The organism is Marinobacter metalliresistant (assembly GCF_038098645.1).
Lineage (GTDB): Bacteria > Pseudomonadota > Gammaproteobacteria > Pseudomonadales > Oleiphilaceae > Marinobacter > Marinobacter metalliresistant.
The window spans coordinates 3,828,393-3,851,153 of record NZ_CP101118.1; the positions used below are offsets into that span (position 1 = coordinate 3,828,393).

At 59.7% G+C, this 22,761-nt stretch carries 22 protein-coding genes; 14 read left to right on the forward strand and 8 right to left on the reverse strand.

What is annotated here, in order from left to right; all coding sequences use genetic code 11:
• Window positions 1-46: 46 nt before the first annotated feature.
• The gene (locus NLK58_RS17875; protein WP_341582826.1) at window positions 47-820 is read right to left on the reverse strand and encodes an NRDE family protein; all 774 of its coding nucleotides are present in this window, start codon (window positions 818-820) and stop codon (window positions 47-49) included.
• An 88-nt stretch (window positions 821-908) separates the two neighbouring features.
• On the opposite strand from NLK58_RS17875, the gene NLK58_RS17880 reads away from it, so the two are divergent.
• The 4 genes from NLK58_RS17880 to NLK58_RS17895 all read left to right on the forward strand — a co-directional run bounded on the left by NLK58_RS17880 (window position 909) and on the right by NLK58_RS17895 (window position 4,282).
• Entirely contained in the window at window positions 909-1,706 is a 798-nt protein-coding gene (locus NLK58_RS17880; protein WP_117619642.1) for a sulfite exporter TauE/SafE family protein, read from the forward strand.
• An 11-nt stretch (window positions 1,707-1,717) separates the two neighbouring features.
• Window positions 1,718-2,506, forward strand: a complete 789-nt coding sequence (gene lgt / locus NLK58_RS17885) for a prolipoprotein diacylglyceryl transferase (protein WP_117619643.1) — start codon at window positions 1,718-1,720, stop codon at window positions 2,504-2,506.
• The gene (locus NLK58_RS17890; RefSeq protein ID WP_341581403.1) at window positions 2,503-3,342 is read left to right on the forward strand and encodes a thymidylate synthase; all 840 of its coding nucleotides are present in this window, start codon (window positions 2,503-2,505) and stop codon (window positions 3,340-3,342) included. Before lgt ends, NLK58_RS17890 begins: the two co-directional genes overlap by 4 nt.
• Window positions 3,343-3,790: 448 nt before the next feature.
• Complete coding sequence (locus NLK58_RS17895) at window positions 3,791-4,282, forward strand: dihydrofolate reductase (RefSeq protein WP_376788096.1); 492 nt, start codon at window positions 3,791-3,793, stop codon at window positions 4,280-4,282.
• On the opposite strand, the gene NLK58_RS17900 is transcribed toward NLK58_RS17895, so the two are convergent.
• The 3 genes from NLK58_RS17900 to NLK58_RS17910 all read right to left on the reverse strand — a co-directional run bounded on the left by NLK58_RS17900 (window position 4,261) and on the right by NLK58_RS17910 (window position 7,449).
• Window positions 4,261-5,784 (reverse strand): DEAD/DEAH box helicase, encoded by a 1,524-nt coding sequence (locus tag NLK58_RS17900; protein WP_117619690.1) that lies wholly within the window; start codon window positions 5,782-5,784, stop codon window positions 4,261-4,263. The two genes, NLK58_RS17895 and NLK58_RS17900, sit on opposite strands and share 22 nt — an antisense overlap.
• Before the next feature lie 199 nt (window positions 5,785-5,983).
• Window positions 5,984-6,883: a haloalkane dehalogenase gene (locus tag NLK58_RS17905; protein WP_117619691.1), complete on the reverse strand. Its 900-nt coding sequence runs from the start codon at window positions 6,881-6,883 to the stop codon at window positions 5,984-5,986.
• 215 nt (window positions 6,884-7,098) lie between these two features.
• Window positions 7,099-7,449 carry a hypothetical protein gene (locus tag NLK58_RS17910; RefSeq protein WP_117619692.1) on the reverse strand — a complete coding sequence of 117 codons (351 nt, stop codon included), beginning with the start codon at window positions 7,447-7,449 and terminating at the stop codon, window positions 7,099-7,101.
• 127 nt (window positions 7,450-7,576) lie between these two features.
• Between NLK58_RS17910 and NLK58_RS17915 the strand changes: the two genes are divergently transcribed.
• Both NLK58_RS17915 and NLK58_RS17920 read left to right on the forward strand, forming a co-directional pair.
• Window positions 7,577-8,695: an AI-2E family transporter gene (locus NLK58_RS17915; protein WP_117620443.1), complete on the forward strand. Its 1,119-nt coding sequence runs from the start codon at window positions 7,577-7,579 to the stop codon at window positions 8,693-8,695.
• A 123-nt stretch (window positions 8,696-8,818) separates the two neighbouring features.
• Window positions 8,819-9,232, forward strand: a complete 414-nt coding sequence (locus tag NLK58_RS17920; protein WP_117620444.1) for a peptidoglycan-binding domain-containing protein — start codon at window positions 8,819-8,821, stop codon at window positions 9,230-9,232.
• 73 nt (window positions 9,233-9,305) lie between these two features.
• On the opposite strand, the gene ilvD is transcribed toward NLK58_RS17920, so the two are convergent.
• Window positions 9,306-11,141, reverse strand: coding sequence for a dihydroxy-acid dehydratase (gene ilvD / locus NLK58_RS17925; protein ID WP_117619693.1), 1,836 nt, complete (start codon window positions 11,139-11,141; stop codon window positions 9,306-9,308).
• 158 nt (window positions 11,142-11,299) lie between these two features.
• Between ilvD and NLK58_RS17930 the strand changes: the two genes are divergently transcribed.
• Both NLK58_RS17930 and NLK58_RS17935 read left to right on the forward strand, forming a co-directional pair.
• Window positions 11,300-12,556 carry an HDOD domain-containing protein gene (locus NLK58_RS17930; RefSeq protein WP_117619694.1) on the forward strand — a complete coding sequence of 419 codons (1,257 nt, stop codon included), beginning with the start codon at window positions 11,300-11,302 and terminating at the stop codon, window positions 12,554-12,556.
• A 52-nt stretch (window positions 12,557-12,608) separates the two neighbouring features.
• On the forward strand, window positions 12,609-13,187 hold the full coding sequence (locus tag NLK58_RS17935) for an LON peptidase substrate-binding domain-containing protein (RefSeq protein WP_117619695.1): 579 nt from the start codon (window positions 12,609-12,611) through the stop codon (window positions 13,185-13,187).
• Here the strand turns inward: NLK58_RS17935 and NLK58_RS17940 are convergent.
• The 3 genes from NLK58_RS17940 to NLK58_RS17950 are packed head-to-tail and all read right to left on the reverse strand — an operon-like array spanning window position 13,184 to window position 16,652.
• Window positions 13,184-14,644 carry a bifunctional DedA family/phosphatase PAP2 family protein gene (locus NLK58_RS17940; protein WP_117619696.1) on the reverse strand — a complete coding sequence of 487 codons (1,461 nt, stop codon included), beginning with the start codon at window positions 14,642-14,644 and terminating at the stop codon, window positions 13,184-13,186. The genes NLK58_RS17935 and NLK58_RS17940 overlap by 4 nt on opposite strands.
• The gene (locus NLK58_RS17945) at window positions 14,641-15,639 is read right to left on the reverse strand and encodes a GGDEF domain-containing protein (RefSeq protein WP_117619697.1); all 999 of its coding nucleotides are present in this window, start codon (window positions 15,637-15,639) and stop codon (window positions 14,641-14,643) included. Before NLK58_RS17945 ends, NLK58_RS17940 begins: the two co-directional genes overlap by 4 nt.
• Window positions 15,636-16,652, reverse strand: coding sequence for a GGDEF domain-containing protein (locus NLK58_RS17950; RefSeq protein ID WP_117619698.1), 1,017 nt, complete (start codon window positions 16,650-16,652; stop codon window positions 15,636-15,638). Before NLK58_RS17950 ends, NLK58_RS17945 begins: the two co-directional genes overlap by 4 nt.
• A gap of 176 nt (window positions 16,653-16,828) precedes the next feature.
• Here NLK58_RS17950 and NLK58_RS17955 point away from each other — a divergent pair, with 176 nt between their 5' ends.
• The 6 genes from NLK58_RS17955 (at window position 16,829) to rodA (ending at window position 22,682) form a co-directional block, all read left to right on the forward strand.
• Window positions 16,829-18,085, forward strand: a complete 1,257-nt coding sequence (locus tag NLK58_RS17955; protein ID WP_117619699.1) for a glutamate-5-semialdehyde dehydrogenase — start codon at window positions 16,829-16,831, stop codon at window positions 18,083-18,085.
• Between the two features lie 5 nt (window positions 18,086-18,090).
• Window positions 18,091-18,741 (forward strand): nicotinate-nucleotide adenylyltransferase, encoded by a 651-nt coding sequence (gene nadD, locus NLK58_RS17960; RefSeq protein WP_341581405.1) that lies wholly within the window; start codon window positions 18,091-18,093, stop codon window positions 18,739-18,741.
• A gap of 70 nt (window positions 18,742-18,811) precedes the next feature.
• The gene (gene rsfS, locus NLK58_RS17965) at window positions 18,812-19,162 is read left to right on the forward strand and encodes a ribosome silencing factor (protein WP_099619416.1); all 351 of its coding nucleotides are present in this window, start codon (window positions 18,812-18,814) and stop codon (window positions 19,160-19,162) included.
• A 2-nt stretch (window positions 19,163-19,164) separates the two neighbouring features.
• A complete protein-coding gene (rlmH, locus tag NLK58_RS17970; RefSeq protein WP_117619701.1) occupies window positions 19,165-19,635 on the forward strand; it encodes a 23S rRNA (pseudouridine(1915)-N(3))-methyltransferase RlmH in 471 nt (156 codons plus the stop codon).
• Window positions 19,636-19,644: 9 nt separating this feature from the next.
• Window positions 19,645-21,540 carry a penicillin-binding protein 2 gene (mrdA, locus tag NLK58_RS17975; protein ID WP_117619702.1) on the forward strand — a complete coding sequence of 632 codons (1,896 nt, stop codon included), beginning with the start codon at window positions 19,645-19,647 and terminating at the stop codon, window positions 21,538-21,540.
• Entirely contained in the window at window positions 21,540-22,682 is a 1,143-nt protein-coding gene (gene rodA, locus NLK58_RS17980; protein ID WP_117619703.1) for a rod shape-determining protein RodA, read from the forward strand. The genes mrdA and rodA overlap by 1 nt, the downstream gene beginning before the upstream one ends.
• The last annotated feature ends 79 nt before the right edge of the window (window positions 22,683-22,761 follow it).

Consider the following 22,761-nt stretch of genomic DNA (forward strand, 5'->3'; position numbering starts at 1 on the left):
TCCGATCAGGTGTCAGAATTTTGCGGAGTATACCAGAGCTTGCTTGCTATCGCTGCCAGTGGAAGTGACGGCGTTCACCGGTTTCGGCATCAGGCCCCCAGCTCTGTTCGGTCACATGGATGTCACCGGTGCCGGAGACACTGACCACAGTAGTCGCCCGGGTGCCGTAGTCTGAGCCGGCGATAAAGGGGGACGAGAGGAAGCGTTCGGTATCAATCCCCACCCCGGTGTCGGGTAATAGCCGGTCCGGGGCCGGCGTGGTGTCCTGAAGCAGCGCAACCAACACGCCGTGCAGTTTGCCGGCATCGTTACCGGCGGCGGCGGCGGCATCGCCAACGGCCTGGCGCAGCCGGACCAGCTTGGGCCAGGGAGTCTGCAGAAGATGGTTGCTCAGGCCGTAAACGCCCCGGTGGATGTGCCGGCCGGGATGAGCGTCCCGGTTGCTGAAATACCAGCCGTCCCGGGGCGTCAGGTGAACGAGGTTGAAGCCGGAAAAATGATCGGCATTACGATGCAGGTAGCCTTCAAGGTGCCGCCTGGAATCGTTGAGCGCCCGCAGGGGAAGTTCGCCCCGGCTGATACGGCCGGTTTCCGGTGTACCTTCGCGTACGTTGGTGACAGCGCTGACGTCCCCTTCGGCAGAGACCGCAAGCCAGGTTCCGCCGGACTGAAGATCCCGGCCGGCGAGCACCCGGGTGCCTGTGTCGGTTGTCCACCAGTCCATGGCGGCCGTGGGGCGACGAAAGAATTCATCCCGGTTGGCCGCGACAACCAGCGGAAAATGAGGGTTCTGGCCAAGGGCAAAGGCAATCAGGCACATGGTGGAGAACGGGCTCCCGGAGTTAATGAAGTTGACTCTTGCGCTGTGTATCATACCAGCCTTGGTTTTCCCGGGTGCGTGACAAACTATGACGCTGATCTTCGAAATAGCATCGTATCTGGCCCTCGGCGCCCTCGCAGGCACCGTTGCTGGCCTGTTTGGTATCGGCGGTGGGCTGATTATCGTGCCGGTGCTTATTTTCAGTTTCGGTCTCCGGGGGATCAGCCCGGAGATTGTTCCTCACTTGGCGGTGGGTACGTCGCTGGCAACCATCGTGTTCACGTCGGCCAGTTCCATCCGTTCCCACCACCGGCATGGCGCTGTGCGCTGGGATCTGTTCCGGCCCATGACCATGGGGATTATTGCCGGAGCCCTGATCGGTGCCTGGACAGCGTCGTTGATGAGTGGCCCGGCCCTTGAACTGGTTATTGGCGTTTTTGTCATCCTCGTTGGCCTCAAGATGTTTTTTCAGGTGGACCCCAAACCTGGCCGGGATGTTCCGGGTATCGCGGGGTTGGGGGTTGCCGGCGGAGGCATCGGCTGGGCCTCGGCCATCTTCGGGATTGGCGGGGGCACGCTCACCGTACCCTACCTGAGCTGGAGCAATGTACGCATGCAACAGGCTGTGGGTACATCGGCCGCTTGCGGCCTGCCGATTGCCATCGCCGGTGCACTTGGCAACATCTGGACCGGCTGGCAGAATCCAGCTCTGCCGGAACTGAGTGTCGGTTTCATCTATCTGCCTGCGCTGACCGGTATTATCCTCACCAGCGTTTTCTTTGCCCGGATAGGTGCCAACCTGGCCCATCGGCTGAACCCCCGGGTTCTCAAGCGTATTTTTTCCATCATGCTTTTGCTGGTGGGTCTCCGTTTTCTCCTGAGCTGAGAGGTTAATCGATGCTGCAACATCCCCAGATTGATCCGGTGGCCATTGCCATTGGCCCCCTCAAGATCCACTGGTACGGCCTGACCTATCTGGTGGGCTTTGTCGCCGGCTGGTGGCTTGGCAAGATCCGCACACGCAAACCCTGGTCTCCCATCAACGAAGAACAGATGGGCGATCTGCTGTTCTACCTGGCGCTGGGGGTCATTCTCGGGGGCCGTGTGGGTTATGTGCTGTTCTACAATTTTGATGCCTTTCTGGCAGATCCGCTCTGGCTTCTGCGGGTCTGGGAAGGCGGTATGTCCTTCCACGGTGGCTTGCTGGGCGTGATATTCGCCATGTGGTGGTACGGGCGCAAAGTGGAGTGTGGTTTCTGGCGCATGGCCGATTTCGTTGCACCGCTGGTGCCGGTAGGGCTTGGCGCCGGCCGGATTGGTAACTTCATTAACGGGGAGTTGTGGGGCAAACCCACGGACGTTGCCTGGGGCATGGTGTTCCGTACCGCGCCGGATTCCCTGGCCCGTCATCCCTCCCAGCTCTACCAGTTTGCCCTGGAAGGCGTCGCCCTGTTCGTCATCCTGTGGTGGTTCTCCTCCAGGCAAAGGCCCAGAATGGCCGTCTCCGGCCTGTTCCTGATCGGCTACGGCGTGTTCCGCTTTATGGTGGAATTCGTGCGCCAGCCGGACCCGCAGCTGGGCTACCTGGCCTTTGACTGGCTCACCATGGGGCAGGTACTTTCCTTCCCGATGATTGTTGTGGGTGCAGCCCTGATGTTTATTGCCTACCGGAAACAAGCCGAATGAAAGCCTACCTCGACCTGATGCAAGACGTTGTCGATAACGGATTCGACAAGGGTGACCGTACCGGCGTTGGTACCCGCTCGGTATTCGGCCGCCAGATCCGGTTCAACCTGCAGGATGGCTTTCCTCTGGTAACCACCAAGAAAGTCCATCTGCGCAGCATCATCTACGAACTGCTCTGGTTCCTCCGCGGCTCCACCGACAACACCTGGCTGAAAGAACGCAAGGTATCCATCTGGAATGAATGGGCACTGGCGAATGGAGACCTCGGCCCCATCTACGGCAAACAGTGGCGCAGCTGGCAGTGCCCGAACGGGGAGGTGGTGGACCAGATCAGCGAGGTCATCGGGCAGATCCGCACCAAGCCCAATTCCCGCCGCCTGATCGTCTCCGCCTGGAACCCGGCGCAACTGCCGGACGAATCCATCGGCCCCCAGGACAACGTCCGCCAGGGCCGCATGGCGCTGGCTCCCTGCCACTGCCTGTTCCAGTTCTACGTGGCCGACGGCAGGCTCTCCTGCCAGCTCTACCAGCGTAGCGCGGACCTGTTCCTGGGTGTACCGTTCAATATCGCCTCCTATGCGTTGTTGACCCACATGATCGCCCAGCAGTGTGATCTGGAAGTGGGTGAGTTTGTCCACACATTCGGCGACTGCCACTTGTATCAGAACCACCTGACTGACGACATTGTCTTCGAGCAACTGACGAGAGAGCCCCGGGCGTTGCCGAACCTCGTTATCAAGCGCAGGCCGGCGAGTATATTCGAGTACGAGCTGGAGGATTTTGAGTTTGAGGGCTATGACCCGTATCCCGGGATTAAGGCTCCTATTGCTATTTGACCCTTTGTCTACGGCCTGGTCCGATAGGTTTGGGGGCGGCAGGGGAGCGGGATGGGGCTTTCCGAAAAACGCTGTGAATACGTCCGTGTACGCTTGGCTCCGCACATTTTCGGAAAGCCCCATCCCGCTCCCCTGCATTCAAGCTGAAGGAGATAGAATCTCCCGAATCCGCGAACGAGTTGGAATTCCGGTTGTTACAAAGGCACTTGAAGTGCTGTTGAAAAGGCCTTTGGGGCAGCTGCATCATGGCTTGAATCGCAGCAGGGCGGGCACATCCCTCCAAAAAATGTGCGGAGCCATGGATGGCGGAGCCCAAGCCGCGCATGGATGCCTTGAGGCGTTTTTTTGGAGGGATGTGCCCGCCCTGCTGCAGCCCGCGAACTATGAGATTCAGAGTTACACGTTAGTCAAAGGGAGAGCAAAGGTGAGAAAAGCCCTGATAGTAGCCATGTCCCGAAACCGGGTCATAGGCCGGAACAACAATCTGCCTTGGTACCTGCCGGGCGATCTGCGGTACTTCAAGCAGGCCACCATGGGCAAGCCTATCATCATGGGACGGAAAACCTGGGACTCCATTGGCCGGCCGTTGCCGGGGCGGATGAACGTGGTTATTTCACGGAACGATGCCTGGGAAGCGCCAGCGGGAACCGTGGCGGCAAAGTCGCTGCAAGAGGCGTTGGTGAAAGCCGAGGCTCAGGTTGAGCTGGAAGGCGGAGATGAAGTGATGATTATCGGTGGCGGGCAGATCTATGCCGAGGCGCTGCCGATGGTTGATCGCATGTACATCACCCAGGTGCACGCTGAGGTGGAAGGGGATGCATTTTTTCCGGAAGTAAACTGGGATGAGTGGGAGGAAATCGGACGGGAGGATTTCTCCGCGTCCGATAACAACCCTTACGACTATAGCTTCGTAGTCTATCAGCGCTTGGCGTCGGCATGACGGGGCGGGCGCTTGCCTGCGGGCTTGCCGCCTTTGCCAGGGGGCTTACCCTTCGGGCCGGGACCGCCACGGCCCTTGGGGCCTTTCTTGAAGCCGGGCTTGTATCCGGGCTTGCCACCCGGGCGACCACCCTGGCGGTCTCGACGCGGCGGCGCGTTGGCTGAAATCTCCGGCAAGGCCTCCGGTTGCTCCAGCGGAAGCGAGCCCGGCTGGGAGGCTTCCAGCCAGCAGGCCAGGGCGCCGGCCACCATCGCCGTGTCCATGTCATTGCGCTCGGCAATCTCATCCAGCAGCGCCATCGCTTTCGCCAGTTTGCCATCCTCGGAAAAACCCAACAGCTGCGTTTCGAACTGCTGCTCGCGCATTTTTTTCAGCTCAACCGGCGAAGGCAGTTGATAGGCTTGCATGGGTGAGTTGGTGGCACGCTCCAGGGTGCGCAGCCAGCTGCGTTCCCGGGGTGTGACCAGCAGGATTGCCTTGCCTTCCCGTCCGGCGCGGCCGGTACGGCCGGTGCGGTGGATGTAGGCTTCGGTATCGTAGGGTACATCGTAGTTGATCACGTGGGTGATCCTGGGCACATCCAGACCGCGGGCGGCCACGTCCGTGGCGACGATGATGTCCTTCTTGCCGCGTTTCAGGTCTTCAACGGTCTGCTCCCGCTGGCGCTGGTTCAGATCGCCATTCAGCGGTGCAACCGCGTGGCCGCGGGCAGAGAGTTTTTCGGCCAGCAAGGTGGTTTCCGCCTTGGTGCGCACGAAGATGATGGAGGCGTCGAACGGCTCCACTTCAAGAATCCGGGTCAGGGCATCCAGCTTGCGCTCGGCGTATACCGGCAGAACAAACTGGGAGATACGCTCAACCGTGCGGGTTTCGCTCTCGATGCGGACCTCGACGGCGTCGCTCAGATAGGTCTTGGCAACTTTCTTGATCTGCGGCGGCATGGTCGCCGAGAACAGGGCGCGCTGACAGTTTTCCGGCGTTTTCGCCAGAATTGCCTCTACGTCATCAATAAAGCCCATGCGCAGCATTTCGTCTGCTTCATCCAGAACCAGTGCTTTCAGACTATCCAGCTTCAGGGTGCCCTTACGCAGGTGGTCCAGCATGCGGCCCGGCGTACCCACGATAACCTGGGCGCCACGGCGAAGGCCTTTGATCTGGGGATAGAAATCCTGTCCGCCATAAATCGGCAGAACATGGAAATTACGGAACTTGCTGGCGTAGGTAGTAAACGCTTCGGCCACCTGGATGGCCAGTTCGCGCGTCGGCGCCAGCACCAGAATCTGGGGGTCGGTTACAGAGGCGTCAATCCGGCTCAGCAGAGGCAGTGCAAAGGCCGCGGTTTTACCGGTACCTGTCTGGGCGACACCCAGCAGATGCTTGCCGGCAAGCAGCGCAGGGATGGCCTGGGCCTGGATCGGTGACGGGGTTTCATAGCCAACGGCGGATACAGCTTCAAGTACGGCTGGATCAAGCCCCAGTTCGGCAAAAGACAATTCAGACATTGATTCACTCGGAATTCGGGAGGTAGAGCATTGCCGGGCAATGCATGATGTGCGGGTATTATAGCGGTTTTCTTGCTGCTTTAATACGCCAAACCCTGCCGGGCCTGTAGGTAGTTGCCGGTGAGTGTCCCGTTGCTTTGCCGGCCCGTTGTCCCGAGCCGGCAGACCGTGACGGTCTTCGGTTGGGAGAAAGGGTGGCTCAGGCCGCCATTTCCGATCTCAGGGCGTCGATGATGATGCGCGCGAAATCTTCCGGCGAGTCTTCCTGGAGGAAGTGCCCGCCACGCAGGGTGATGTGGGGCTGGCCGTGGGCCCCGGGAATCCGGCGCTGCATGTACCGGTCGCCGCCGCGGGTGATCGGGTCGCCGCTACTGAAGCAGGTGATGAACGGTTTCTTCCATTTTTCCAGAACCTGCCAGGCGGCTTTGTTGGCTTCGCTGTCCGGAGCCCCCGGTTCGGTTGGTACCAGCTTGGGGAAAGCTCGTGCTCCAGCTTTGAAATCCGCGGACGGGAATGGCGCCTCATAGGCGGCAAGTTCCGCTTTGCTCAGGGTGCGTTCAGTGCCCAGTTGAACAATCCGCCCGACCGGGAACCAGGGGCTGTGGGTGGCAAACGTCTTCCAGACCGAGAACACAGCAGGCATCCGGGTTTCTCCCGTCGGCAACATGCCATTACCGACAATGATGCGGCTGAATCGCTGCGGATGTTCGGCAGCCAGTCGCAAACCCAGCAGTGACCCCCAGTTCTGGCACACCAGGGTTATATTCGTAAGGCTCAGGCTCTCCAGCCAGTTGGCCAGCCAGGTCAGGTGACGGCTATAGCTGTAATCCTCAACCGAGTCCGGCTTGTCGGATTTTCCGAAGCCAATCAGGTCTGGCGCCAGCACCCGGTGGCCGGCGCCTGCCACCAGCGGAATCATGTGCCGGTAGAGGTAAGACCAGGATGGCTCGCCATGCAGCATCAGTACCGGAGAGGCATTGCGTGGCCCATCGTCAACATAGTGCATCCGGAGACCGGGCTCTACGTCGACATAGTGTGGAGCAAAAGGGTAGTCCGGAAGACCTGCGAAGCGGGCTTCATCGGTTCTCAGAATACGCATGCCATCGACTGTCCTGACTGATTGGTTGCGTGATTGCCGGGAGCCATCTGGCGATCAGACCTCCCTAATACAATCGTCGAGTGTCAGGATAAATCAGATGGAAATTTTGTGTGTTTGAGTTGCGTAACAGAGCGTTGCCGGTTTGAATCAGGAGGCGATGCCCGGCATCTGGCCAGGTATGGCAGTTCAAGGTCCTGTTGCCGGATTTGTACGGCTCATTTGTCCGGATCGACCAGTGGTTTGCGGTTGGAGCGCTTGTCTTCCCAGTCGAGCTCCTTGGGGTTGTACCAGCCGATGGCGTCCAGCACTCTCTCCCGTGTCTGCGGTGACAATGTAGGCCAGAGTTCCTGGAAGCCCTCAAGACCCAGTTCCCGCTGTTTCAGTTGCTTGCTCTGCAGGCGATTGATAATGCGGGGCAGTTGCAGAGCCTCGCCCAACTGCCCGGGCACCATCACGTCCTGGCCCATCACCTTGCGTCGGTGAGTCCGTGCGGCCAGTACCTTGCGCAACTGCGTGGCAGCTTCCAGGGCGGTTTCTGTGGTGAAGGTTTCCGGTTCCAACAACATGACCTGTTAACTGGTTGATCAATAACCGTCCACTATAACCCGAAGATGACTACAGTGGCCACGCCAGCATGGTAGGCTAGAAGTGCTTGCCATCATTCAGGACGATTTCCGGGGAACCGCCAGTACTATGTACGCAAAACTTGAAACACGGACTTTTCTTGCCTTGTTGGTGGGGGTCTCTCTGGCTTTCGTGTTTCTCATGAAACCCTTTTTCGGCCCTATATTCTGGGCCGTTGCGATTGCCCTGATTTTCCATCCGGTGCAGCAGTTGCTGGTCCGTAAGCTGGGAAACCGGCCCAATCTGAATGCGTTGATTACGCTCTTCATCTGCATGTTTATCGTAGTGATTCCCGTTCTGGTTCTGGTGACATCGCTGGTTGCCGAGGGCGTGGCGCTTTACCAGCAGATCCAGAGTGGAGACATACGACCCGGGGAGTACATAGACCGCGTCAATCAGTCTTTCCCGGCTATTCAGGCATTCCTCGCGCAGTTTGATATCAGTTTTGCCGAATTGAGAGATAGGGCAGTGAGTATTTTCGTGGGAGGCAGCCAGTTCCTCGGCAAGCAGGCCTTGGGGCTCGGCCAGAATACCTTCCAGTTTTTCCTGGGGCTGGCGTTGATGGTTTATCTGGCGTTCTTCCTGCTGCGGGACGGCAGTGCGCTGGTGGAACTGATCATTAGAGCGCTGCCACTCGGGGATGAGCGGGAGCGGTTGTTGTTTGCCAAATTCGCGGAAGTCACCCGCGCTACCGTCAAGGGTAACTTGCTGATTGCCATCATCCAGGGAGCCCTGGGGGGGCTGATTTTCTGGATTCTGGGTATCGGCGGGGCGTTGCTCTGGGGTGTGGTAATGGCGATTGTATCGCTTCTGCCAGCGGTGGGCGCCGCGCTGGTCTGGGTGCCGGCGGCCATCTATCTGGCGGCGGTCGGGGATGTGATCGAGGCGGCGGTACTGACGGCATTTGGCGTGGTGGTTATCGGCCTGGCTGACAACCTGCTTCGCCCGGTCCTCGTTGGGCGAGACACCAAACTGCCTGACTACATCGTGTTGCTATCGACCCTCGGTGGCATCGTGATGTTTGGCATTAACGGCTTTGTGATGGGGCCACTGGTGGCGGCACTGTTCATGGCGTTCTGGGGAATCTTCATACGTGAGTTCAGTGAGGAGGCACAGGTCGCGGAACCGGTGGCCGAAGAAGCTGTTGAACCGGAGCGGAGCGAAGAAACGGGGCCGGATGTCGGGTAGGGCGACATGCGACAAAAGTATGGTAGTCTCTGAAATGTTTGCCCCAGCCTGTGGAGATAGGCACCACATAACAAGAAAGAAACGGGTATCGATGAGATATCAGGAGTTAAGCAGGTGAGCACCATGAGAAACGCAACTACCCGACTGGGACGCCTGGCCGCTGCGGCCGTTATGGCGGTTACACTGGGCTTTGCCCCCGCAGCCTTCGCGGACGAGACCGTTGCACTCAAGAACGCACTTTACGGCGCAGGGTATGAGATCAACAATGTCAGTCCGCAAATGGATGACACAACCCGGGCTGCACTGACTAAATTCCAGAAGGACAACGGGCTTCAGGCCAGCGGAGTTCTGGACGAGCCAACGAAAAAAGCCTTGGGCATGATGTCGGTAAAGGTTGCGTCCTCGGCACCCGCACAGTCAGCAGGCGGTTCCGCCGCCACAACGCAGGAAGCGGCACCTTCCTCCACTTCGACGGCGGAACCGGAGCAGGAGGGCGCCATCGAAGAAAAGGACGATGGCGGCTGGTCTCTCTGGTAAGTCTGGTTCGCGCATAAAAAAAGCCCGCCGGATGGTCTTCCGCGGGCTTTTTGTTGTCCGGCTATCCAGTCTCTCAGTCGAGTTTGCTGAGGTCCCGGACGGCGCCCTTGTCGGCACTCGTTGCCAGCAGTGCGTAGGCCTTCAGGGCCGCTGACACTTTCCTGTCCCGCGGCAGTTCCGGCTTCCACCCTTTTGCATCCCGGGCTTCCCGGCGACGGTCCAGTTCGTGCTGGTCCAGCTCGACGTTGATGGTCCGGTTCGGGATGTCGATCCGGATGACGTCGCCGTTCTGAATCAGCCCGATCGCACCACCGGCAGCAGCCTCGGGCGAGGCGTGGCCAATGGAAAGGCCGGAGGTGCCGCCAGAGAAACGCCCGTCGGTCAGCAGCGCGCACTCCTTGCCCAGCCCCCTGGATTTCAGATAACTGGTCGGGTAGAGCATTTCCTGCATCCCAGGGCCGCCACGGGGACCCTCATAGCGGATGATTACCACCTCGCCGGGCTTGACGTCATCCGCCAGAATGCCGGCAACCGCCGAATCCTGACTTTCGAATACCCTGGCCTTGCCTTCGAAAACATAGATGCTTTCGTCCACGCCCGCGGTTTTGACCACGCAACCGTCCAGAGCGATATTGCCGAAAAGCACCGCGAGCCCGCCCTCTGAACTGTAGGCGTTCTCAACCGATCGAATACAACCGGATTCCCGGTCGCCGTCCAGGCTTGGCCAGCGGGTGTTCTGGGAAAAAGCGGTCTGGGTCGGAATGCCGGCCGGCCCGGCCTTGTAGAATTCCACCACTTCCGGCGTCGGGGAGCGCATGATGTCCCAGGTCTGGAGGGCTTCCTTCATAGTCTTGCTGTGCACGGTAGGCAGGTCGGTATTGATCAGCCCTCCGCGCTCCAGTTCGCCGAGAATGCCCATGATGCCGCCGGCGCGGTGAACGTCTTCCATATGATACTTGGGTGAGTTCGGCGCCACCTTGCAGAGCTGGGGAACCCGGCGCGAAAGCTGGTCGATTTCGTTCAGGGTGAACGGAACACCACCTTCCTGGGCGGCTGCCAGCAGGTGAAGTATGGTGTTGGTGGAGCCGCCCATGGCGATGTCCATGACCATGGCGTTTTCAAAGGCGGCCATGGAGGCAATGCTCAGCGGCAGAACACTGGCGTCGTCTTCCTCGTAATAGCGGCGCGCATTCGCCACAATCTGTCTGCCGGCTTTCAGGAACAACTGCTCCCGATCTGCGTGGGTGGCCAGCATTGAGCCGTTGCCGGGCAGAGCCAGGCCAATCGCCTCGGTGAGGCAGTTCATGGAGTTGGCGGTAAACATACCGGAGCAGGAGCCGCAGGTTGGGCAGGCGCTGCGCTCATACTCCTCCACCTGCTCGTCGCTGGCATTCGGGTCTGCGGCGATGACCATGGCATCCACCAGGTCCAGCTTGTGTTCGGAAAGCCTGGTCTTACCCGCTTCCATGGGGCCGCCGGAGACAAAGACGGTGGGAATGTTCAGACGCATGGCTGCCATCAGCATGCCCGGGGTAATCTTGTCGCAGTTGGAGATGCACACCAGGGCGTCGGCGCAGTGGGCGTTCACCATGTACTCCACGGAGTCCGCAATGATTTCCCGGGAGGGCAGGGAATACAGCATGCCGTCATGGCCCATGGCAATGCCATCATCCACGGCGATGGTGTTGAATTCCTTGGCAACACCGCCGGCGGCTTCGATTTCGCGGCACACCAGCTGACCGAGATCCTTGAGGTGCACGTGGCCGGGTACAAACTGGGTGAAGGAATTGGCAACCGCGATGATGGGCTTGCCGAAATCTTCGTTTTTCATACCGGTGGCGCGCCAAAGGGCGCGGGCGCCGGCCATGTTACGGCCTGCGGTGGATGTCCGCGAACGATACTGAGGCATGGCGTTCTGGTCTCTCTGTTGTTGCCTGACGACGTTGTGCAAAAAACAGAGGATACCAGATTAGACTCCAGGCGCATGGTTGTTTTCAGAAGCGCTGTTTACAATAGTTAACAGAGTTGCCAGACATTTTCCGGTTTGAACCGACAAGGAGTATGCCTATGGCTGGCCAGGAAAGCCTGCCGCTACGTCGCCTTAAAGAGTTTCAGCCGCTTAACCGGCTGACCGATGATCAACTGGTGCTGCTTGCCAGCCGTGCTGAACGAAGGACTCACGGTCCCGGCCAACGGGTTATTGAGCGTGGCGTCCGGGATGGCCTTGATTTCTTCCTGATTGCAGGCATGGTGGAGCTGGAATCGCTGGATGGTCGCAAGTCGGTCATTGAAGCGGAGACTGAAAAAGCCCATAACCCCATTGCCCGCCTCCAGCCCCGAATGTACGACGTGACGGCAGTCAAGCCGTGCGAATTTCTGGTGGTAGAGCAGGAGATACTCAATCAGCTTCTGAGAACGGCGCCGGTAGAGCAGGTTGAGATGGACTCCGGAGAGGGCTCCGATGGTATCGAAAGCGAGGAACACCACCTGCTGATGGAGTTCTACTCGGAACTGCGATCGAACCAGGTCAAGCTTCCGAGTGTTCCCGATGTGGCCTGGAAAGTCCGGCGGGCGGTCGATCGCGAAGAGTCCACGGCGGACCAGGTAGCACTTGCGGTGTCTGCGGATCCGGCCATGGCTGCGAAACTGGTTCGCGCCTGCAACAGTCCCTTGTACCGCGGATTCAGTGACGTCCGGAATGTCCGTGAGGCGGTAGTCCGGCTTGGCATGCGGACTACCCGGCAGCTGGTGACGGTGTTCTCCATGCGGGAAGTTTTCAAGACCCGCCAGGCTGCGCTGCAGAAAGAAATGGAAAAGCTCTGGCGCCATTCAAGGGAAGTGGCGGCCCTGTGCTGGGTGCTGGCGGACCATGCCACTCGCCTCAACCCGGAGGAGGCGCTGCTGGCGGGTCTGCTTCATGACATCGGAGTGGTGCCGATATTGGTGCAGGCAGAGCACCACGTGAATCTCTTTGCCGATGAGGCCAACCTGAACCATGCTGTTAAAGAGTTGAGATCGGACGTGGGCACGGCCGTTCTGGAGAACTGGTCATTCCCGCCAGCGTTCACTGAAGCGGTTCGGCATGCCGAAGACTGGGGTTACGAATGCCGTGAATCGGCTCCGCAACTGGTGGATGTGGTCATCGTGGCGCAATTGCACTCGATGATTGGTTCCAGCCAGAATGCCGAGTTACCTCCGTTCGACCAAGTGCCGGCATACCGGCGTCTGGGCGAGCTTGAACTCAACGCCTCCCGCAGTTTACAGCTTCTGACGGAGGCCAGGGCACGGGTAGACGAGGTTCAGCAATTGCTGTCCATCCGATGATTGTCCGGGCTTGGTAAACTGTGGAATCTGCCTTCCAGTGACTGTTGCACTTATGAATGTACCTCTGTTCCCCCTCAATTCCATCGTCCTGCCCAGGGGGAGGATTCCCCTGCAGCTGTTCGAGCCGCGCTACATCGATATGCTCACCCGCTGCCTGAAGGAGGACCGGGGCTTCGTGGTTGTGCTGTTGCGGGAAGGTGGGGAAACCGGGCCCACTGCCGCTTTCTATGATATTGGCACCTATGTGCGGATCATTGATTTCCAGCAGCTTGAAAACGGACTTCTGGGAATTATCGTTGAGGGGGTGTCGAAGGTGTCGGTGGTCCGCAGCTGGCAGCAGGAAGACGGGCTCAATGTCGGTGATGTGGAGTGCCTGATCGAAGAGGCGGAAAGCGAGGTGCCCCAGGGTTTTAGCGAGCTGCCTTCGGTGCTCCGGGCGCTGTTCCGGCATCCGGTAATCCGGGACCTGAATATGGATATCGACTACGGCGATGCCCGGGATGTGGGCTGGCGCCTGACAGAACTGCTGCCACTGGACAAGCAGGAGAAGCAGAAACTCGTGGAGTTGCAGGATCCGCTGGAGCGGCTCAGTCGCCTGCAGGGGCTGCTGGAAGCGCTGGAGGAGGGCTAGAGTCCGTGGCCAATCGGGCGAAAGTTTGTGATTGCCTCATCCCAGGAAAGTGAAATGTAGGTTACCGCGAAAAGCAGCCACAACGCCGATGCAACCGCAACAGTCACATCCGGTGCCAGTGGCACCCGGTCATACCGGCTGTAACTGGCCCTCACCGCCCCGGTTACCGCAAGGCCCAGCAGAAGCCCCCCGATAACATCCGTAAACCAGTGAACCCCCAGGTAAAGCCGGCTCAGGGCCACAGGCACCAGTGGGAGTGACAGGATGACGTAGGATTGCCAGCGCTTGCGGTTCCGGGTTTCGCCTGCAACAAAGCTGGCCAGCAGGGTGACCAGAAGGGTGATTCCGGCGGTGTGGCCGCTGGGGAAGGCGCCGGAATCCGGCGGACTCAGGACTTCGTCCGGCCGGGGGACTCCGAGCATGGATTTCAGGCCCCAGACCAGAAAAACGGTCATCAGGGCGGCAATCAGAACATGAACTGCGGCGGCATAATAGCCTCTGAACAGCAGTGCCACGCAGGCCAGGACTCCGGCGGCCATCAGAACAGGCGGATCGCCCAGCAGCGTGACGGCAATGAACGGTCCGTCCAGCAGCGGCTGGCGCAGTTGCTCAAACCAGTGCAGGGTCGCCTGATTAAATCCGTCCAGCAAATGAGTCATCGTGGCCAGTTGGCCCCAGATCAGCAGCAGGGCGGTGGCGCCCAGCGCGAGCATGAAGGAGGCCAGCGGGAATTCCCCCTCCCGGGCTGGTCGCTGGTTGGTGTAAAGGCGCCAGAAACGGTGAGTGGCCTCGTACTGCCCCATCCACTGTTTCAGCCATTGGTAAAAACGACCCTCTTCCCCGAGCCCGAGCTGAAACCGCAAGAGCACGAAATAGACGACGAGCAGCGCCGAAAGGCTGATGCCGGTGACCGCATAAAAGTGAGCTGGCGGTCGTATGCCGCTGGCCAGGGCGCTGCCCACCAGAAAGCCGGGGAAAATATACACCGGCGCCCAGGCGACCGCCGAGCCGATGTTGAATGCCAGAAAACGATGCCATGGCATCATCAGCGCCCCCGCAATCAGAGGGATCACTGGCCGTACCGGCCCCACAAAGCGCCCGATGATGACACTCTTGCCTCCGTGGCGACAAAAGAAGCGTTCGCCCTTGTCGATGATCACCGGGTAGCGGCTTAGCGGCCAGGCAGTCGCCAGGCGGCCCTGCATCAGGCGGCCCAGGCCAAAACTCACCGTGTCACCAGCGATCGCGCCCAGGCCCGCCCAGAGCAGGGCCTCTGGCAACGGCATCCCGGTCTCACCTGCCAGCAAGGCCACCGCAAACAGGATAGCGACGCCAGGAACAATGATGCCGGCAATGGCAAGGGATTCGGTGAAGGCTGTGGTAAAAAGAGCCAGTGCCAGCCAGCCTGGATGAATGCTCAACCAGGCCGACAATTCGTTAAGCCAGGCATTGCTCATGTTTCGATGGTTTCTCCGGGGCTGAACCAGACTGAATCCGGGCCTCGTTTGCGCGCCTCTTCCATGGCCTGATGCGCCCGCTTCCGGAGCATGTCGGTCCGGGTGTCGCCGTTGCCACGGGTGGTGCAACCCAGACTCACTGTTGCTTTCCCGACCACCGGCCAGTGGTGCTCGGCAATGGTCCGGCGGATACGTTCAGCAATCACCCTCACTCCTTCTTCCGGTGTGAATGGCAGTATCAGGAAAAACTCGGATTCGTTCAGGGTATACAGGGTGTCGCCGGCACGAATAACACCGAACAGATGCTCGGTCATGTGCCGGAAAAGCCCCTGAACCTGATCCTTGCCGTGCAAGTCGGCAACTTCGTTCGCGTAATCAATGCTCAGGTCTATCACGGACAGGGGGTGCCCGGTGGCGATTGCCCGGCTGATTTCCTTTTGCAGGGTTTCGTCCAGGAAACGGGAATTGTGCGCGCCGGTGACCGGATCGATGATGGCGAGATCCTCGGCAGACTGTGCCATGTGATCGTATTGCCAGATGTACAGTGCGGCGACTGAGAGCAGAATGAAGAGCCCCCCGATGACGGTGATTGCATCTGCCGGAGCCTGCCGCAGGAACAGGATGACCGACATCGGAATCAGCAGCAGAAGCGACAGTGCCACGCCCTGGCGCAATGGCAGAACCAGTAGGTTCAGTGCGACCAGGGGCATGGCCCAGTGGGAAATGCCAGGCGCATCCAGGGTCAGTAGGGCGGCCAGCATGCCGCTGTTCAGGCCCGAGAGAATGACCAGGTGGCCCGGAGCTGAAAGCTGGTGCCGGCGGCAGATGACCGTGTAAATGGCGCCGGCCAGCGTCAGGGCTGCCATGCCTGTGGCCAGGTAAAACAGCTCGTAAAAGCCATACCGGAGATTCTGCATGGCCAGTGTAAAGATAAACAGGCAGGCGATGCTGTAGCCGAAGGCGTGTGTCCAGGTTCTGAGGCGGGTTTCAGTCATGAAGCTGGCCCCTGTGCCTGCGGCTGGCTCGGTTGCGCCGGCTGCGACCAGGAGCTGTATGCCTGGCTCCGGTTACCCCCCTGTTGTTGGGCCCGGCGCAGGGCGTTGGCCGCACTTTGCTGAAGCGTGTTGGCGTCGTCTCCGATATTGAGCCCGGCAATGCCTGTACTGACTGTGAGATTCATACCGTGACTGTTCAGCAGTGTTGCCAGCCCCTTGCGAATGGTTTCGCCCCGGGCGATGGCGTCACTGGTGGAAATGCCCGGGAGGATAACCAGGAGCTGGAGATCAGCCACCCGGTAGTAGGTATCGAAATCCCGTATCTGGGAATGCAGATAGCGGCCGATGCGTGGCAGGATTGAACGGATATCCTCGTCCGGATCATGATCGCTCAGATGGGTGTCCAGCCCGATCATGATAATGGACATGTCCGTACCTTCCCGTTCGCTGCGCTGGATTTCCTTGTGCAGATCGGCAGAGAGGTATTCCCGGCTGGCGGCCTGGGTCAGCTCATCGGTCCGGCGCAGTGGCGCCAGTTGCCGGGTTTTGTATTCACGCAGGAAGACGAGCAGGCCAGACAGCAGTATGGTGAGAAGAAACGCACTGATCATCTGGTGACGGTCTGCCAGGCCGACTGCCCACTGTGTGGCAGCCATGGCCAGAACAACGATGACCAGGGTAATGAGTGCTGCTGCCGCAGGCGGAACAAGCGCAAAAGCAACGAGAGGGATGGCATACAGCCAGTGGCTCAGAACCCATGGGCCGGTCCAGAAACTGGTCAGAAGAATCAGCAGGAGAACCAGGAAGAAAGCCTGCTGAACCCGCGGCCAGGGTTGGTTTGCCCGGCTGGGGTGAAATGTTTTGCCCGCAATCACAACACCGGCGGCTGCGGCCGCTGCCGCCGCAACCATGGGTTCGCCCAGCGTGGCGCACAGAACCGCAATCGCAATCAGGGCCAGGAAGCCTGCCCGTGACAACTTGCTTAACAGGAATTTTTCGGCCATTTGGGCCATGGTGTCCTTCCTTTTCCTCAACTCCCTGAAAAAACTTTCCCGAGGTTTCCGAGTATGGCATACCGCAGCGGTATAATATCCGTTTGGGATGCGTACTTGAAACGGGAAAGGTAAAGTTAGGCACTTATTCCGGATTTCGCTTTGAAATAGCGCTTTGGAAACGAAAAGGTAACTGAATGGATATTGCAGCGTACATGGCTGAGGTGGGGCAGCAGGCCCGCGCAGCGGCAACACAAGTCGCGCGCTCGGCCACCGCCGTTCGTAATCACGCCCTGATGGCAACGGCAGAGGCCCTTGATGCGGCACGGGAAGAGTTGACTGTGGCTAATGGCAAGGATCTGGAACGGGGCCGGGAAAACGGCCTCGATGCGGCCATGCTGGACCGGCTTGAGCTTACGCCCACACGGATCGACGCCATGATCGAAGGGCTGAAGCAGGTGGCATCGTTGCCGGACCCCATTGGCGCCATTACCGATATGGCGTACCGCCCCTCGGGCATTCAGGTCGGCAAGATGCGGGTCCCTCTCGGTGTGATCGGCATAATTTATGAGTCCCGCCCCAATGTGACCGTTGAAGCGGCCAGTCTGTGCCTGAAATCCGGAAACGCCACCATTCTCCGGGGTGGTTCCGAATCGATCCATTCCAATCAGGCCATTGCTCGCTGTCTCGCGGAGGGACTGGCAAGGGCTGGCCTGCCAGAAACAGCCGTACAGGTCATCAAAACAACGGACCGCGCCGCCGTGGGAGAGCTGATCACCATGCCCGCGTATGTGGATGTCATCGTGCCCAGAGGGGGTAAAGGTCTGATCGAGCGCATCAGCCGGGATGCCAGGGTGCCGGTGATCAAGCATCTCGACGGTGTATGCCACGTTTACATCGACAGCCATGCCGATCCGGAGAAGGCACTGAAGGTGGCGGTCAACGCCAAAACCCAGCGGTACGGCACCTGCAACACCATGGAAACACTGTTGGTAGACAAGGAAATTGCGGAGGACATTCTGCCGCTTCTGGCACCGGCCTTCGCCGAAAGAGGGGTGGAGCTTCGCGGTTGTGAACAGACCCGTGCCATTGTTGAAGGTGTTGCCGGGGCGACCGAGGCAGACTGGGAAGCCGAATATCTGGCCCCGGTTCTGGCGGTGCGAGTGGTTGATGGGCTGGATGGCGCCATTGACCACATCAACCGGTACAGCTCGCAGCACACCGACAGCATCGTCACCGAGAATTACACCCGGGCGCGCCGGTTTATCACCGAGGTGGACTCCAGTTCGGTGATGGTCAATGCCTCCACACGCTTCGCGGATGGCTTCGAGTATGGCCTGGGCGCGGAGATCGGTATCTCCACTGACAAGATCCATGCCCGTGGACCGGTGGGGCTTGAGGGGCTCACGTCCCAGAAGTACGTTGTATTTGGCGACGGGCATATCCGGACCTGATGCCCATGCATGTGATTTATGGCGGAACCTTTGATCCGGTGCACCATGGCCATCTGCGGCTGGCCCTTGAAATCGGTGACCGCCTCGGGGTCGGGGGCGTCAGTCTCGTGCCCTGTCATATTCCGCCGCATCGGGGGCAGACCGGTGCGTCTTCAGACCAGCGTCTGGACCTGCTCAGGCTGGCGGTTGCCGGGGAGCCTCAGTTGCGAATTGACGACCGGGAGCTGGCTCGGGAGGGTGCGTCCTACACTGCCGATACGCTTCGCCAGTTGCGGGCTGAACTTGGCCCGGACGAGCCGCTGGTAATGGTGGTCGGCACGGATGCCTTTGCCAGCTTCGATCGCTGGCGGCAATGGCAGCAAATCCCGGACCTTGCCCATGTGGTTGTGGTTCGCCGGCCTGGCCCGGCGCTGGACCCGTCGGGCAAGCCGGCGCAACTGCTGGCGGAGCGGGCTGTGACAGGGCCACAGGTGCTGCATGGCCGTCCCTGTGGCGGGTTTCTTGAGCTGGATCCGCCGCTTCTGGACATCTCTGCCACGGGAATCCGGGAGCGTATTCGTGACGGCCGCTCGCCCCGTTACCTGGTGCCCGATCCGGTCTGGTGGGAAATTCGCCGCCAGGGGCTTTACGGCGCATGCCCCGGCGGGAACTTTTAGTGCTACAATCGCGTCTGAATATGACATTTCGGGCGGCCATTCCGGCAAACGCCCGTCCAACAGGGTGATTATGCAGGCAGAGCAACTGAAAGACCTGGTAGTGAATGCGCTTGAAGATGTGAAAGCACAGGACATCAGCGTGATTGATGTCCGTGACCGGACCAGTGTCACCGACTTCATGGTTCTGGCATCAGGAACGTCCAACCGACATGTGAAATCCCTTGCCGATTCCGTGGTTGTTGAAGCCAAAGAGCAGGGCGTTCGCGCGAGCAACGTGGAAGGTGCCGGCGTCAGTGACTGGATTCTGGTAGATCTTGGCGATGTGGTTGTCCATGTCATGATGCCTGCCACGCGGGAGTTTTACGATCTGGAGCGTTTCTGGCGCGATGCTCCGGATCTTGGTGTTGCAGGCAGCGAATAATCATGCGGTTACGCCTGGTCTGTGTGGGGCAGAAAATGCCCGACTGGGTCAGTACCGGATTCGGAGATTACGCCCGCCGCATGCCGCCGGAGCTGCCCCTGGAACTGGTGGAAATACCCATGGCTCCCCGGGGCAAGAATCCCGACATTCCCAGGCTGATGCAGCGTGAAAGTGACGCCATTCTCGCAGCGACGGGCCCGAAAGACCGGGTGATTGCGTTGGAGGTTGGTGGGCGGCCCTGGTCGACCGAAAAACTGGCCAGTCAGCTTGAAAACTGGCAACAGGATGGCCGGGATGTGAGTTTCCTGGTTGGCGGCCCTGACGGTCTGGCGGAAGACTGCCGGAAACGCGCCGACCAGCAATGGTCCCTCTCGCCGCTTACCCTGCCTCACCCTCTGGTGCGTATAGTTCTGGCGGAACAACTTTACCGGGCCTGGTCGATCACCCGCAATCACCCGTACCACCGGGCTTAGGGGGCTACTATGCCGTGGGGCGAGTTCAAGGATACGGCGGCGGAACGCCGGCTTTTCCAGCGCCGGACTGTGGTCGTGCTGGTGCTTGTTGTGCTGGCAATTGGCGGCCTGCTTGCGCGCATGTATCAGCTTCAGGTCGTGGAGCACGACGTTTATACAACCCTGTCTGACAAGAACCGCGTGCAGGTCCAGTCAGTCCCCCCGCCCAGAGGTCTTGTCTACGACCGCAACAACATCCTGCTGGCCGAGAACCGCCCGGTTTTCAGCGTGACACTTGTGCCGGAACGTGTTGACGGCATGGATGACACTCTCGGGCAGCTGGGCACTATTCTGGATATTTCCGGGGAAGACCTCGAGCGCTTCCGGCGCCGGCTTCAGGAACCCCGGCGGCCGTTCCAGGAAATTCCCCTTCGTTACGACCTCAATGAGCAGGAGATGGCTCGCCTCGCGGTGCATCGCCACGAACTCCCCGGTGTGGAGGTGAGTGCCGAGCTTGTCCGGTATTACCCGTACAGCGAGCTGACCGCCCATGCGCTTGGCTTTGTCGGCCGAATTAACCGGGATGAACTGCAGCGTATCGACCCGGTGAACTACGCGGGCACCAACTACATCGGAAAATCGGGCATCGAACGGTTTTACGAGGAAATCCTCCACGGCCAGGTCGGTTATCAACATGTTGAGACCAACGCCCGCGGGCGGACCCTGAGGGTTCTTGAGCGTGAAAACCCGGTACCTGGTGAAGACCTTCAGTTGCATCTCGATCTCAGGTTGCAACAACGTGCCCATGAGCTGCTGGATGGCCGCCGGGGCGCTATTGTAGCGATTGAACCTGACACCGGAGGCATTCTGGCGCTGGCCAGCGTGCCGGGATTCGATGCTAACAAATTTGTCACCGGTATCAGTGTCAAGGATTATCGTGAGCTCAGTGAAAGCAACGACAAACCTCTCTTCAACCGCGCTCTGCGTGGGCAGTACCCGCCGGGCTCAACGATCAAACCCATGCTTGCTGTTGCCGCGCTCGACAGCGGTGCCACCACCCGGGAATACACCATATGGGATCCTGGATACTTCCGTCTGAATGCAGGTGGCCGGCTCTGGCGGGACTGGAAGCCGGGTGGCCATGGCTGGGTGGATCTTAAAGACGCAGTGGCAGAGTCCTGTGACGTCTACTTTTACGAAATGGCCGTCGAGATGGGCGTGGACACCATGTACAACTACCTGTCCCACTTCGGCTTCGGGGAGGATGCCGCCCTGGATGTTTCCGGTGCACTGAGTGGCCTGCTTCCCTCGCGGGACTGGAAGCGGGCGGTCAAGAATGAGGCCTGGTACCCGGGGGATTCAGTGAACTTTGGTATCGGTCAGGGTTTCATGCTCGCCACGCCACTGCAGCTGGCCACTGCAACCGCCCTGATAGCAAATCGGGGCAAGTGGGTGGCGCCGAGGTTGCTCAAGGACATAAAGGGGGATCACCCGGTCGATGAATATTTGCCTGAGGAAACCCACGAGCCGCTCAAGCTGAAAAATTCGGGTGACTGGGAGTATGTGGTGGAATCGATGGTCGAGGTAATGCATGGCCGGAAGGGAACCGCCCGGGGCGCAGCCCGCGGCGCTCCCTACAAGATGGCTGGCAAGACCGGAACGGCTCAGGTGTTCAGCCTGGCAGAGGATGAGAAATACGACGCGGAAGAGATCCGTGAGCGGCTCAGGGACCATGCACTTTTCGTCGGCTTTGCGCCCGTGGATAACCCGAAGATTGCGGTGGCCGTGATTGTTGAGAATGGTGGCAGTGGTAGCGGCACGGCGGCACCGGTTGCCCGTGCTCTGTTCGATGCCTGGTTGCTCGACTACGCCGAGCAGCCGGAGGGTGCGCTGGTCAGCGGTGTTGAAGCGCAGGTGTCGAACTGATGGCTTTCAAGACGTTACTGGATCCAACCGCGACTAATCCCCTGGGCCGGCACCGGAGCATCTGGATGGCGTTGCATCTTGATCCGATCCTGCTGTTGTTGTTGCTCTTGCTGGTTTTTGGCGGCCTGTTCGTACTTTACAGCGGTGCAGACAGGAACCTGGAAGTGGTCAAGGCACAGGGAATCCGAATGGGTGTGGCATTCGTGGTGATGCTCGTGTTCGCGCAACTGGACCCGTCGGTGTTTCGCCGCTGGGCGCCCTGGCTCTACGGGGCCGGAGTCATTTCGCTGATTGCGGTCATTCTGGTGGGGGTGGGGGCAAAGGGTGCGCAGCGCTGGCTGGCTCTGCCGGGACTGCCCCGCTTTCAACCTTCCGAGCTGATGAAACTCGTGGTGCCCATGATGGCTGCCTGGTATCTCTCCAGGCACTTTCTGCCTCCGCGCGGCCGGCATGTGGCAGTGGGGCTTGCGATCGTTCTGGTGCCCATGGTCATGATCATGAAGCAACCGGATCTGGGGACCTCACTGTTGGTGGGGCTGGCGGGCATTTTCGTTGTGTTTTTTGCGGGCATCAGCTGGAAACTGATCGCCGCTTTTGTTGCCATGGTGTCTGTGTCTGCGCCACTGATGTGGTTTTTTGGTATGCGGGAATACCAGAAGCAGCGGGTCTTGACGCTGCTGGATCCCCAAAGCGACCCGCTTGGTGCCGGCTGGAATATCATCCAGTCCAAAACCGCGATTGGTTCCGGAGGGCTTGAAGGCAAGGGCTGGCTGCAGGGTACCCAGTCCCATCTCGAGTTTTTGCCGGAGAGCCACACTGATTTTATCGTTGCCGTGCTGGCGGAGGAGTTCGGTTTTATCGGGATGCTGGTTCTGATGACCATGTATTTCCTGATCATACTCCGGTGCCTGTACATCGCGGCCACGGCCCAGGATTCCTTCGGCCGCCTGCTGGCCGGCGCACTGGCCATGACCTTCTTTATTTATATCTTTGTGAATGTCGGGATGGTAAGTGGACTTTTGCCCGTGGTGGGTGTGCCATTGCCCCTGATCAGTTATGGTGGAACCTCCAGTGTTACCCTGATGGCCGCATTCGGAGTGTTGATGTCGATCCATACACACCGGCGTATGATTGGCGCCTGACCGGAAAGCCATCAACCATGGCCGTCGGGTAATGGTGAAGGCCGCGGATAACCCGTTACAATGAGGGTAATGCTGCCGA